The sequence below is a fragment of the Pseudomonas sp. genome (assembly GCF_035554175.1).
GTDB lineage: Bacteria > Pseudomonadota > Gammaproteobacteria > Pseudomonadales > Pseudomonadaceae > Aquipseudomonas.
In genome coordinates, this window is record NZ_DATMIV010000018.1 from 67,579 (window position 1) to 79,985 (window position 12,407).

A 12,407-nucleotide genomic window follows, 5' to 3' on the forward strand; every position below is an offset into this window, starting at 1 on the left:
ATCAACCTGTGGGAGCGAGCCTGCTCGCGAAGAAGCCGGCACAGACACCCAGGATTTCAACGGTTGTTCCCCGGAGAACCGCAATGACCGACACCCCGCTGTCCCCCGCCGAATTCGAAGCGGCCCTGCGCGCCAAAGGCGCCTATTACCACATCTACCACCCTTATCACGTGGCGATGTACGAGGGGCGCGCGACCCGCGAGCAGATTCAGGGCTGGGTCGCCAACCGCTTCTACTATCAGGTGAACATCCCCCTGAAAGACGCAGCGATCCTCGCCAATTGCCCGGATCGGGAAATCCGCCGCGAGTGGATTCAGCGCCTGCTCGACCACGACGGCGCCCCCGGTGAAGACGGCGGCATCGAGGCCTGGCTGCGTCTCGGTCAAGCGGTCGGCCTCGACCCGGATCAATTGCGCTCCCAGGAACTGGTGCTGCCGGGCGTACGTTTCGCCGTCGATGCCTACGTCAACTTCGCCCGCCGGGCCAGTTGGCAGGAGGCCGCCAGCAGCTCGCTGACCGAACTGTTCGCGCCGCAGATCCACCAGTCGCGCCTCGACAGCTGGCCGCAGCATTACCCATGGATCGACCCGGCCGGTTATGAATACTTCCGCACCCGCCTCGGTCAGGCCCGGCGTGATGTCGAGCATGGACTGGCGATCACCCTCGAGCATTACAAGACCCGCGCAGGCCAAGAGCGCATGCTGGAAATTCTTCAGTTCAAACTGGACATTCTTTGGAGCATGCTCGATGCCATGAGCATGGCTTACGAACTGAACCGCCCGCCGTATCACAGCGTGACCGCAGAACGTGTCTGGCATAAAGGAATCACCTTATGAGTTTCGACCGCAGCAAAGTCCCGAGCTGGCGTACGGGCTACCGCTTCCAGTACGAACCAGCGCAGAAGGGCCATGTGTTGCTGTACCCGGAAGGCATGATCAAGCTCAACGAAACGGCCGCGCTGATCGGCGGCTTGATTGATGGCCAACGCGATGTCGCGGCGATCGTTGCCAAACTCGACGAGCAGTTCCCCGGCGTGCCCGAGCTCGGTGACGACATCGAGCAATTCATGGAGGTTGCCCGTGAGCAACACTGGATCGAACTTGCCTGATCTGCCGCCCAAGCCCGAGGTCGGCCTGCCGCTGTGGCTGCTCGCCGAGCTTACTTACCGCTGCCCGCTGCAATGCCCGTACTGCTCCAATCCGCTGGATTTCGCCAAGCAGGGCAAAGAACTGACAACCGAACAATGGATAAAAGTTTTCCGCGAAGCGCGGGAGATGGGCGCGGCGCAACTGGGCTTTTCCGGTGGCGAACCGTTGGTGCGTCAGGATCTCGCCGAACTGATTCATGAAGCGCGGCAGTTGGGCTTCTACACCAACCTGATCACCTCCGGCATTGGCCTGACCGAGCAGAAAATCAGCGACTTCAAGAAGGCCGGGCTCGATCACATCCAGATCAGCTTCCAGGCCAGCGACGAGCAAGTGAACAACCTGCTCGCCGGCTCGAAAAAGGCCTTTGCGCAAAAGCTGGAGATGGCCCGCGCCGTGAAGGCCCACGGTTACCCGATGGTGCTGAACTTCGTCACCCATCGGCACAATATCGACAAGATCGACCGCATTATCGAGCTGTGCATTGCCCTTGAAGCCGACTTCGTTGAACTCGCCACTTGTCAGTTCTACGGCTGGGCGCAACTCAATCGGGTCGGCCTGCTGCCGACCCGGGAGCAACTGGTGCGCGCCGAACGCATCACCAACGAATACCGGGCGAAACTGGAAGCCGAAGGGCATCCGTGCAAATTGATTTTCGTCACCCCGGATTATTACGAAGAACGCCCGAAAGCCTGCATGAACGGCTGGGGCAGCATCTTCCTGACGGTCACTCCGGAGGGCACCGCCCTGCCCTGCCACGGCGCCCGCCAGATGCCGGTGCAGTTCCCCAACGTGCGCGACCACAGCATGCAGCACATCTGGTACGACTCGTTCGGCTTCAACCGCTTTCGCGGTTACGACTGGATGCCCGAACCGTGCCGTTCTTGCGACGAGAAAGAAAAAGACTTCGGCGGCTGCCGCTGCCAGGCCTTCATGCTCACCGGCGATGCGAGCAACGCCGACCCGGTGTGCAGCAAGTCCGAACATCATGGCGTGATCCTCAAGGCCCGCGAAGAAGCCGAGACCGCCACTCAAACCATCGAACAATTGGCCTTCCGTAATGAACGAAACTCACGCCTCATCGCCAAGGGCTGAGCCTTTCAGCGCTGCCCAGGCCGTTGCCGCCGGGACCGACTTTGCCGAACTGCAACTCGGCGCCAATGGTTTGTTCTGGAATGAATATCGTCCGGAAGACGCGGCATGCCGGATCTGGCATTGGCGCGACGGCGGGGCGAAACGTCTGACACCAGATGGCTTCAGCGTGCGCAGCCGCGTGTACGAATACGGCGGTGGTGCGTTTTGTCTGACGCCTGACGGGGTGGTTTTCGTCAACGAAGCGGACCAGCAGTTGTATCGGCAGACGCTCAATGGTGAACCGGTAGCGCTGACTTCCACTGATTGTCGTTATGGCGATCTGCAATTCGCCGGTGGCCGGCTATTGGCGGTTGAAGAACAGCAGGATCGGCATCGGCTGGTGGCGATCGAGCTGGCGAACGGCGCGCGTCAGGTGTTGGCCCAAGGAGCGGATTTCTACGCGGCGCCAACGCTGAGTCCGGACGGTCAACGTCTGGCGTGGATCGAATGGAGCCGCCCGCATCAACCGTGGACGTCGACTCGTTTGATGGTCGCTGAAGGTGATTTTTCTGCGCCTCGTTGTGTCGCCGGCGATCAGATGGAGGAGTCGATCCAGCAGCCGCGCTTCGACGCAAAGGGTCGTTTGTATTGCCTGACAGATCGCGGCGGCTACTGGCAGCCGTGGGGTGAAACGCCCGAAGGTTTACAAGCGCTGGGCAGTGCCGAGGCTGATCACGCGCCCGCACCGTGGCAGCTTGGTGGCTGTACCTGGCTGCCCGTCGGTGATCGATTTCTAGCCACCTGGAGCGAGGGCGGTTTCGGTCGCCTGGCCCTTGGCGAAGAAGATTTCAGCGGCGATTACAGCCGCTTCCGCCATTTGGCGATGGATCAACAGTTCATCTATTGCATTGCCGCCTCGCCGGTCAGCCCGTCGGCAGTGATTGCCATTGATCGCGTCTCTCATACAGTAAAGGTATTGGCCGGCGCAGTGGCGCCCTTGCCTGCCGAACGCATCAGCCGCCCGCAGACCTTGCGCTATCCCAGCGGCTCCGGCGAGGCGCACGGTTTTTTCTACCCGGCCATGAACGGCGAAACAAAACCGCCGCTGGTGGTGTTCATCCACGGCGGCCCGACGTCGGCGTGCTATCCGATGCTCGACCCGCGCATCCAGTACTGGACGCAGCGCGGCTTTGCTGTCGCCGACCTCAACTATCGCGGCAGCAGTGGCTATGGCCGTGAATATCGGCAAGCCCTGCATCTGCGCTGGGGCGAGGTGGATGTCGAGGATGCCTGCGCGGTGGTCAGCTATCTCGCCGGACAGGCCTTGATCGATGGCGACCGTGCATTCATTCGCGGCGGCAGTGCCGGTGGCTACACAACGCTGTGTGCGCTGGCGTTCAGGCAGGTGTTCCGCGCAGGCGCCAGCCTCTACGGCGTCAGCGACCCGGTCGCGCTGGCCCGGGCCACGCACAAGTTCGAGGGCGATTATCTGGACTGGCTGATCGGCGATCCCGAGCGGGACGCCGACCGTTACGCTGCCCGCACCCCTTTGCTGCACGCAGATAACATCCGCGTGCCGGTGATTTTCTTTCAGGGTGAACTGGATGCGGTGGTCGTGCCGCAACAGACCCGTGACATGGTCGCGGCGCTGGAGCACAACGGCATCCCTGTCGAAGCGCACTACTACCCCGACGAACGCCACGGCTTTCGCCGCGCGGCGAATCAGGCGCATGCGCTGGAGAAAGAGTGGGAATTTTATCGGCGGGTGATGGGGTCGGTGAACTGAGATACCGCGTCGTCCCATTCGCGAGCAAGCTCGCTCCCACAGAGGACTCGTGCACGACACAGATCCAGTGTGGGAGCGAGCTTGCTCGCGAAAGCTATCTAAGAGACGCGACCGAATTCAGCGCTTGGCGATGATATACACCGCATGCACGATCCCGGGAATGTAGCCGCACAACGTCAGCAGAATGTTCAACCAGAACGCCCCGCCAAACCCGACCTGCAGAAACACGCCCAGTGGCGGCAAGAGAATAGCGATGATGATACGAATGAAATCCATGGGGCAGCTCCTGAATGGGGGTTGGCTCACTTGAGCCATACAAGCTAATCGACCCGCGCCGTTCATCAGGGTTCATTACGCTTGCTGTTTGATCGCCAGCACCACAAAAAAACGCCCCACGCCAAAAGAATCAGGCGTGGGGCGTGCGTTATACCGCGAGACGGTTCTGGAATTCGGTGGGTAAGCAGTTCAGACGGCAATGCCCTTGCGGCACTGCAATTGGGCGGTGCGCACTCGCGAGAAGGCGCGGCCCAGGCGCAGGAGCATTTCCTCGATGTTGCTTATGCTGACGGTCAGGGCCGGAGTAAAACGCAGGCAGTCGGCTTGCGCAGTGTTGATTATCAGGCCTTCATGCAACGCTGCCTGGACGACGGCGTCGGCAAATGCTTCGGACAGCGCCAGTCCGTAGAACAGACCTTGGCCGCGCACCTCGCCATGGCCGTAGCGGTGCGCCAGTCGTGCAAGACCTTCGCGCAGATGCTGGCCGTTGTCGTTGACCTGCTGCAGAAAGCTGCGGTCATGAACGCTGTCGAGCACCACCAGACCGGCTGTGGTCATCAGCGCGTTGCCGTGATGCGTGCCGCCCAGTTCGCCAGTGGCGAAACAGCACGCCTTGCCCCGCGCCAGCAAGGCCGCCAGCGGCAGGCCGCCGCCCAAGCCTTTACCGAGCACGACAACGTCGGCGCGAACACCACAGGACTGTTCGGCGAGCAAAGTGCCGCAACGACCGATGCCGGTCTGGACTTCGTCGAGGATCAGCAGAATGCCCAGCTCACGGCACAGTCGCTCGACGCCTTTTAGGTAGTGCTCGGTCGCGGGAATAACTCCCGCATCGCTCTGGATTGGCTCAAGCAGGATTGCGACGGTCTGCGCATCCACCGCCGCGTGCAGCGCCGGCAAGTCGTTGAAGGGCACCAGGTCGAATCCTGGCAGCAACGGCGCGAAGCGGTTGTGCAGATTGCCGCTGTCGGACGCGGACATCGTCGCCAGGCTGCGGCCATGGCAGCCCTGCTTCGCTACGATGATGCGCGCAGCGCCGCCACGATGCAGTTGTCCCCATTTGCGCGCCAGTTTGATCGCTGCCTCGCAGGCTTCGCTGCCACTGTTGAGCAGGTAAGCCTGATCGCTGCCAGTGGCGTCACACAGGCGCTCGGCGAGACTGAGCATGCCGCGATTGTGCAGATTGAAACCGGGATTGATCAGGGCCTGAGCCTGATTGGCAATCGCATTGACCAACGCCGAAGGGCTGTGACCGAGACTGTTGGCGCCGCCAGCCTGGGAAAAATCGAGGTACGCGCGATCGTTGCTGTCCCACAGCCAGGAACCCTGACCGCGGACGAATACCTGCTGCGGCCGTTCAACGCAGGTCATCAGGCGTTCGGCAGTGCAAGGATCGGTTCCTGCGGATGGGAACGCTTCGAAAGTGAGGTCATCAAGACTCGGCGTCTGGCGCCGCAAACTGAACAGATTCATGAAAAAAAACCTCGCGTGAGGTGTTTTGAACTGCCTATGTAAACACTGGCGAAGCACTCGTTCTTCATCGCGCTTTCTGGCCCTGTAAGCCTTGTGAATGCGGTTAGACTAGGCGCACATGCGGCTTCGAGCCATTTCGATTTCCCAGCATTTTCAATAAGCGTTACTTATGGATTTCAAACAACTGCGTTATTTCGTCGCGGTCTACGAAGAAGGTCATGTCGGCCGCGCCGCAGAACGTTTGTCGATCTCGCAACCGGCGTTGTCGCAGCAGATTCGTCAGCTTGAGCAGAACCTCGACGTCACCCTGTTCGAACGCAGCAGCAAGCGCCTGCTGCCAACCCTCGCCGCGCACACGTTGTATAACCACGCGTTGCCGTTGCTCGACGGGTTGCAACGGGCGCGCGAGGCATTGGGTAATTTCAAGGGACAGGCGTTGCGCACCTTGGCCATTGGTGTGCTGCAAACGGTGCACACCAGCCTGGTGCCGCAGATGCTCGAACGCGTGCGCAAGGCGCAGCCGCATCTGGTGGTACAGATCTACGAGCTGACCGGGCTGGAAATCGAGCGGCGTCTGCTCAACGGTTCACTGGATATCGGCATCAGCTACCTGCCGCCGCGCCAACCTGGTCTGCACGGTGTGATGCTCTATGAAGATGAGCTGACGCTGGTCATCCCGGCCGATCACCCATTGCGCGAATTCAAGAAAGTCTCGATGCGACAGGCGGCTGAACTGCCGATGTTGCTCCTCGGTGAAGAATTCCAGATCCGGCAGATCTGGCAGGCGCAACTGGCCAGCCTCGGACGTCGCCCGCAGGTGCAGGCAGAGTTGAACAATATGCTGGGGATCCTCGACAGCCTGGCACATACCAGACTGGCGACGGTGCTACCGGGACGTTCGCAAAGAGAATACGACGATCAGGATCTACTGTGGAAACCGCTGAGCGAACCGAGGGTGCCGTTGAAAGTCGGCCTGGTGTGCCGTGATGTGCAACGTCAGCAGGCGTCGTTGGCGTTGCTGAGGACATTGCTTGAAGAGGTCATGGATCGCGAAGTGAAGGCTCCGCTCGCCTGAAACTTTTCTTCAGACAAAAGAAAACCCCGCCGAAGCGGGGCTTTGCAGACTGTTTCCCTGACATCCATTTCACTCCGCCACCCTGGCAGAATCCTACGTGTCCGTGTTGTTTACTTGCGCTTCCTGCGCGACGTCCATGGAATGTAGATTAGCGGTGGATCCAATGTACGCCTATGGGAGAACAGCAGCACGTCACGTAAGCAAAAGCTTACATGCCGTGCACAGGATCAAAACTGCGTGGCATCAAGCAGGTACAGGGACTCGCTGCCAGCTTTGACCGACGCACTCAGCGAGTGGATACGCGGCAGCAAACGGGCGAAATAGAAGCGTGCGGTGCCCAACTTGCTGGCGTAGAAGTCGTCTTGCGCTTCCTTGCCTAGCGAGGCCTTGGCCATCAACGCCCACATATAGGCGTAGGCCGTGTAGCCGAACGCTTGCAGATATTCGACCGAGGCCGCGCCGATTTCGTTCGGATTGTTTTTCGCCCGGTCCAGCAGCCACGCGGTCAGCTCGTCGAGGGTGTCGAGGGCGTCGTTCAGCGGCTTGGTGAACTCGCCCAGATCGGCACTGGCGGTCGCTGTGAAATGACGGATCTCATCGGCGAACAGCTTGTAGAAGGCGCCGCCGCTGCCAACGATCTTGCGACCGACCAGGTCCAGCGCCTGGATACCGTTGGTGCCCTCGTAGATCTGCGTGATACGCACGTCGCGCACCAGTTGCTCCTGGCCCCACTCGCGGATGTAACCGTGGCCGCCAAAGATCTGCTGGCCGTGAACGGTGGTTTCCAGGCCCAGATCGGTCAGGAAAGCTTTCGCCACCGGCGTCAGCAAGGCCACCAGATCCTCGGCGCGTTTACGGGTAGACGCGTCTTCGCTGAACTTGGCGGTGTCCAGTTGCATCGCCACATAGGTGGAGAACGCACGGCCGCCTTCGTTCGAGGCTTTCATGGTCAGCAGCATGCGCCGCACATCCGGGTGGACGATGATCGGGTCAGCGACCTTGTCCTTGTTCTGCGCACCGGTCGGCGAGCGGCTCTGCAGGCGGTCGCGGGCGTATTCGACGGCGTTCTGATAAGAGCGCTCACCAGTGGCCAGGCCCTGAATACCCACGCCCAGGCGCTCGTAGTTCATCATAGTGAACATCGCGGCCAGGCCCTTGTTCGGCTCGCCGACCAGATAGCCGACCGCCTCGTCGAAGTTCATCACACAGGTCGCGGAAGCCTGGATGCCCATCTTGTGTTCGATCGAGCCGCAGTTGGCCGGGTTGCGCGCGCCCAGGCTGCCGTCGGCATTGACCATGAACTTCGGCACCAGAAACAACGAAATGCCCTTCGGCCCCGCAGGGGCGTCCGGCAATTTGGCCAGCACCAGGTGAATGATGTTTTCGGTCAGATCGTGCTCGCCACCGGTGATGAAAATCTTGGTGCCGCTGACCTTGTAGGAGCCGTCGGCCTGAGGCTCAGCCTTGGTGCGAATAATCCCCAGGTCGGTGCCAGCATGCGGCTCGGTCAGGCACATGGAACCGGCCCAGATGCCGGCGTACATGTTCGGCAGGTACGCGGCTTTCAGTTCTTCGCTGGCGTGGGCATTGATCGACAGGCAGGCGCCGGCGGTCAGCATCGGGTACAGACCAAAAGCCAGGCTGGCGGAGTTGACCATTTCTTCGACCTGCGCCGACACTGCTTTGGGCATGCCCATGCCGCCGTAGGCCGGATCGCCACCAACGCCAACCCAGCCGCCTTCAGCATAAGTCTGATAAGCCTGTGGGAAACCCGCCGGCGTGGTGACGGCACCGTCCGCCCAATGGCAACCTTCCTCGTCAGCGGCACGGCTCAGCGGCGCGATGCTTTTGCTGGTGACCTTGCCGGCCTCTTCGAGAATCGCTTCAACGGTTTCGGCGTCGACGGTCTCGGCCAGCGCCGGCAGCTCGGCCCAGAGTTTGGCGACTTCGAACACTTCATTGAGGACGAAGCGCATATCGCGCAGCGGCGCTTTGTAGTCAGCCATGGCAAACCTCGCAAGATCTAAACAGGTGGTTCGTGGAATGATGTTTTCGTTGATCCCGAGTGTACCTCAACAACTTTTGCGACACATAGGGTCAACCAGTGACTGATTTGTTATTTTTAGTCACCATAAAAAGATCGCAGCCTTCGGTAGCTCCTACAGATAAAACGCAATCCGGTGTAGGAGCTGCCGAAGGCTGCGATCTTTTGATTACCTAAAGGGCGAACGACTCCGCCGGCAACGTCATCAGGCAATCACTCCCCGCCTCGATCGCCGCCTGATGCGCAGCAGTCCGTGGCAACAGACGCTTGAAGTAAAACTCGCACGTCGCCAGTTTGCCCTTGAGGAAATCGGCCTCACCCTCGCCGGCCTCCAACTGAGCCTGGGCTACCAAGGCCATGCGCAGCCACAGATAGCCAAGGATGATGTAACCGCTGTACATCAGGTAATCCACCGACGCCGCGCCGACTTCGTCCGGGTTCTTCATGGCGGCCATGCCGACCTTCATGGTCAGATCGCCCCACTGCCGATTGAGCGTATCGAGTTGCGTTACAAAGCTGCCCAACTGCGGATGTCCGGCGTTCGCTGCGCAGAATTCATGCACGATTTTGGTAAAGCCGCGCAGCAACTTGCCCTGACTGCCCAGCACCTTGCGCCCGAGCAGGTCCAGCGCCTGAATGCCGTTGGTGCCCTCATAGATCGGCGCAATCCGGCAATCGCGCACCAGCTGCTCCATACCCCACTCGCGAATAAAACCGTGGCCGCCAAACACCTGCATGCCGTGGTTGGTCACCTCCAGGCCGGTGTCGGTCATGAACGCCTTGCAGATCGGCGTAAGGAACGCCAACAAGTCTTCAGCCTCCTGACGCGCCTGGGCGTCGCTGCTCATGTGCGCGACATCGAGCATCTGCGCGGTGAAATAAGTCAGCGCGCGGTTGCCTTCGTTGAAGGCTTTCATGGTCAGCAACATCCGACGCACATCCGGATGGACGATGATCGGGTCAGCGGGTTTCTCCGGGGCTTTGGCACCGGTCAGCGAGCGCATCTGCAGACGGTCATTGGCGTATTTGATCGCGCCCTGAAAACTCGCCTCGCCCAGACACAGCCCCTGCATGCCGGTGCCGAGCCGCGCGTGGTTCATCATGGTGAACATGCAGTTGAGGCCCTTGTTCGGCTCGCCGATCAAGTAGCCGGTGGCCGCGTCGAAATTCAGCACGCAGGTGGCCGAGGCCTTGATGCCCATCTTGTGCTCGATCGAGCCGCAGGAAACACCATTGCGCTGACCCGCTTCGCCTGCTGCATCGGGCAGGAACTTCGGCACGATAAACAGGGAAATACCCTTGGTCCCGGCCGGCGCGTCCGGCAGTTTGGCCAGCACCAGATGGATGATGTTGTCGCTCAGATCATGCTCGCCGGCGGAAATGAAAATCTTGCTGCCGGTGATCGCGTAACTGCCATCGGCCTTGGGTACGGCGCGGGTCTTGATGATGCCCAGATCGGTGCCGCAGTGGGCTTCGGTCAGGCACATGGTGCCGGTCCACTGGCCAGCAGTCAGTTTGCTCAGGTAGGTGTGTTTCTGTTCGGAGGTGCCGTGGGCGTGGATCGCCGACATCGCGCCGTGGGTCAGGCCGGGGTACATGCCCCAGGACGTGTTGCTCGAGCCGACCATTTCGCTGATCACCAGCCCCAGCGAACTCGGAAGACCCTGACCACCGTAAGCCGGATCAGCCGCCAGTCCGTGCCAGCCAGCCTCGACGTATTGTGCGAAGGCCTGCTTGAAGCCTGTAGGTGTTGTTACCACGCCGTTGTCGAAATGGCAGCCCTCTTCGTCGCCGCTGCGATTGAGCGGCGCCAGAACGTTCTCGCAGAACCTGGCGCCTTCTTCGAGAATCGCGCCGATCATGTCCGGGCTGGCGTCATGCGCGCCAAGATTGCTGTAGCTGGTGTGGAAATCGAAGACGTGATCGATCAGAAAGCGCATGTCGCGCAGGGGAGCTTTGTACTCGGGCATGGTGGCTTCTCCGTCAGCAGATTTCTTCAACCTACTGCCGGCCACCACCTGCGACAATCATCCTGCAGACGCTGAATGCGCCGTCATCACTCAACCCGCAGCGGTGTCCATGCGCACCGCGCCACGACGGTTCTGCCCGAACGCCATGACGCAATTACGCCCGGCGCCTTTGGCGCTGTATAACGCCTGGTCGGCGGACTTGAGCACTTCTTCCGGGGTGCGCTGCTCGACACGTTCGGCGACGCCGATACTGACCGTAACCGACACGGCCGAGGCCCCGGAACCGCTGCGGCGCTGGCGACCTTGCTGGTCATCCTGCGGGCGGTTTTCCTGATTGCGCAACTGAATGCTGTAGGAGGCGATCGACTCGCGGATCACTTCCAGGTGCGGCATGCATTCCTCAAGGGTTTTGCCTGCAAACACCAGGGCGAATTCTTCACCGCCGTAACGATATGCCCTACCTCCGCCGCTGATTTTTGACAGTTTGCTGGCGACCAGACGCAGAACCTGGTCACCGACATCGTGGCCGTGGGTGTCGTTGAATTTCTTGAAGTGATCGACGTCGCTCATTGCCAGCACATAGTTGCGCCCCAGGCGCTGCATCCGTTCGTTAAGTGCACGACGCCCCGGCAGACCGGTGAGTTCGTCGCGAAACGCCATTTGGTAGGCTTCATGCGCAACGGCCGCCGCAATCATCAACATCACCTGGCTGCACATGATGTTCAGGGTGAACGGCAGGATGAAAGTCTTTGGCAGCATCCAGAACACCCCGAGCAACCCGACCAGTTGCGCCGCGTGCAGCGGACGCGGGTTGCGCCAGTATTGCCAGGCCAGCAGCAGGAAAGCCGAGATGAACACCGGATAGGACAACTGGATCAGGCTCATCCATGCGCCGTGCAATGCCGGCCAGCGGATCTCCGACAGCCAGAGCAGTAACGCCTGTGGGTAACTTTGTTCCAGCCCCAGCGCGACGCTGCCGAAAGCCAACAGCACGGCGAACCGCGCGACCATGTCCTGAAACAGATGGGTACGCTCCTGCCAAGCGGCAAACAGCCCGAACAACAGGGGCAACAACAGGCAGACCAGATGAAAGACCACCGCAGCGTCTTCGCGCACCTTGCCATTGTCGCGGTAAAAGTCGGTCTGGGTATCGAGCAGAAAGTAGGCGATGTACACCGTGAGCATCAGAAACAGTTCGCGTTGACGCCGATACACCGCGCAATACGCGCCGCCGAGCAGCAACACGAGGGTCGGCAGGACGTTGAACAGAGACGTGAAGAACACGCTGAGGTCTTTGACGTACGCAGCCGCCAACCCCGCAAGTAACAACAGCAGTGAAGGTAGGAAATGGCTGAAACGTACAGCGGAAGAACGCGGCAAGGGTAAGCTCCGACCCGTCATATCAAAGAGATGGCATTGTGCCTGCAAAGTGCAGCCAAGCCCACACAATGTGATGCAGATCACACGCTGTCTCTGTAACGGCCGGATTCGCTGCTATCTGAGCGATTCGCCAACAAAAAAACCGCTGTCCCCTAACGGGAGCAGCGGTTTTCAGGAGATTGCA

10 protein-coding genes are annotated in these 12,407 nt (G+C 60.5%); 5 read left to right on the forward strand and 5 right to left on the reverse strand.

What is annotated here, in order from left to right:
* The first annotated feature begins 83 nt into the window (after positions 1-83).
* Genes pqqC through VNV36_RS07565 form a run of 4 tightly spaced genes read left to right on the forward strand, consistent with a single transcriptional unit; the run spans position 84 to position 4,005 of the window.
* Entirely contained in the window at positions 84-836 is a 753-nt protein-coding gene (gene pqqC / locus VNV36_RS07550) for a pyrroloquinoline-quinone synthase PqqC (protein ID WP_325717221.1), read from the forward strand.
* On the forward strand, positions 833-1,108 hold the full coding sequence (pqqD, locus tag VNV36_RS07555) for a pyrroloquinoline quinone biosynthesis peptide chaperone PqqD (protein WP_325717222.1): 276 nt from the start codon (positions 833-835) through the stop codon (positions 1,106-1,108). The genes pqqC and pqqD overlap by 4 nt, the downstream gene beginning before the upstream one ends.
* The gene (gene pqqE / locus VNV36_RS07560) at positions 1,101-2,240 is read left to right on the forward strand and encodes a pyrroloquinoline quinone biosynthesis protein PqqE (protein WP_325717352.1); all 1,140 of its coding nucleotides are present in this window, start codon (positions 1,101-1,103) and stop codon (positions 2,238-2,240) included. The genes pqqD and pqqE overlap by 8 nt, the downstream gene beginning before the upstream one ends.
* Complete coding sequence (locus tag VNV36_RS07565; RefSeq protein ID WP_325717223.1) at positions 2,206-4,005, forward strand: alpha/beta hydrolase family protein; 1,800 nt, start codon at positions 2,206-2,208, stop codon at positions 4,003-4,005. Before pqqE ends, VNV36_RS07565 begins: the two co-directional genes overlap by 35 nt.
* Positions 4,006-4,122: 117 nt before the next feature.
* On the opposite strand, the gene VNV36_RS07570 is transcribed toward VNV36_RS07565, so the two are convergent.
* Together VNV36_RS07570 and VNV36_RS07575 are read right to left on the reverse strand one after the other, a co-directional pair.
* A complete protein-coding gene (locus VNV36_RS07570) occupies positions 4,123-4,281 on the reverse strand; it encodes a YqaE/Pmp3 family membrane protein (RefSeq protein ID WP_003228885.1) in 159 nt (52 codons plus the stop codon).
* A 189-nt stretch (positions 4,282-4,470) separates the two neighbouring features.
* The gene (locus VNV36_RS07575) at positions 4,471-5,754 is read right to left on the reverse strand and encodes an aspartate aminotransferase family protein (protein ID WP_325717224.1); all 1,284 of its coding nucleotides are present in this window, start codon (positions 5,752-5,754) and stop codon (positions 4,471-4,473) included.
* A 169-nt stretch (positions 5,755-5,923) separates the two neighbouring features.
* Between VNV36_RS07575 and VNV36_RS07580 the strand changes: the two genes are divergently transcribed.
* On the forward strand, positions 5,924-6,829 hold the full coding sequence (locus tag VNV36_RS07580) for a LysR family transcriptional regulator (RefSeq protein WP_325717225.1): 906 nt from the start codon (positions 5,924-5,926) through the stop codon (positions 6,827-6,829).
* Positions 6,830-7,056: 227 nt separating this feature from the next.
* Here the strand turns inward: VNV36_RS07580 and VNV36_RS07585 are convergent, their stop codons facing one another.
* From VNV36_RS07585 to VNV36_RS07595, 3 genes are all read right to left on the reverse strand, one after another.
* Positions 7,057-8,835 carry an acyl-CoA dehydrogenase C-terminal domain-containing protein gene (locus tag VNV36_RS07585; protein WP_325717226.1) on the reverse strand — a complete coding sequence of 593 codons (1,779 nt, stop codon included), beginning with the start codon at positions 8,833-8,835 and terminating at the stop codon, positions 7,057-7,059.
* A gap of 211 nt (positions 8,836-9,046) precedes the next feature.
* A complete protein-coding gene (locus VNV36_RS07590) occupies positions 9,047-10,843 on the reverse strand; it encodes an acyl-CoA dehydrogenase C-terminal domain-containing protein (protein ID WP_325717227.1) in 1,797 nt (598 codons plus the stop codon).
* A gap of 90 nt (positions 10,844-10,933) precedes the next feature.
* The gene (locus VNV36_RS07595; RefSeq protein WP_041476719.1) at positions 10,934-12,223 is read right to left on the reverse strand and encodes a GGDEF domain-containing protein; all 1,290 of its coding nucleotides are present in this window, start codon (positions 12,221-12,223) and stop codon (positions 10,934-10,936) included.
* Positions 12,224-12,407 lie beyond the last annotated feature (184 nt).

Coding starts and splice junctions, on each gene's coding strand:
- pqqC (WP_325717221.1), top strand. CDS start 84: ATGACCGACACCCCGCTGTCCCCCGCCGAATTCGAAGCGGCCCTGCGC.
- pqqD (WP_325717222.1), top strand. CDS start 833: ATGAGTTTCGACCGCAGCAAAGTCCCGAGCTGGCGTACGGGCTACCGC.
- VNV36_RS07565 (WP_325717223.1), top strand. CDS start 2,206: ATGAACGAAACTCACGCCTCATCGCCAAGGGCTGAGCCTTTCAGCGCT.
- VNV36_RS07570 (WP_003228885.1), bottom strand. CDS start 4,281: ATGGATTTCATTCGTATCATCATCGCTATTCTCTTGCCGCCACTGGGC.
- VNV36_RS07575 (WP_325717224.1), bottom strand. CDS start 5,754: ATGAATCTGTTCAGTTTGCGGCGCCAGACGCCGAGTCTTGATGACCTC.
- VNV36_RS07580 (WP_325717225.1), top strand. CDS start 5,924: ATGGATTTCAAACAACTGCGTTATTTCGTCGCGGTCTACGAAGAAGGT.
- VNV36_RS07585 (WP_325717226.1), bottom strand. CDS start 8,835: ATGGCTGACTACAAAGCGCCGCTGCGCGATATGCGCTTCGTCCTCAAT.
- VNV36_RS07590 (WP_325717227.1), bottom strand. CDS start 10,843: ATGCCCGAGTACAAAGCTCCCCTGCGCGACATGCGCTTTCTGATCGAT.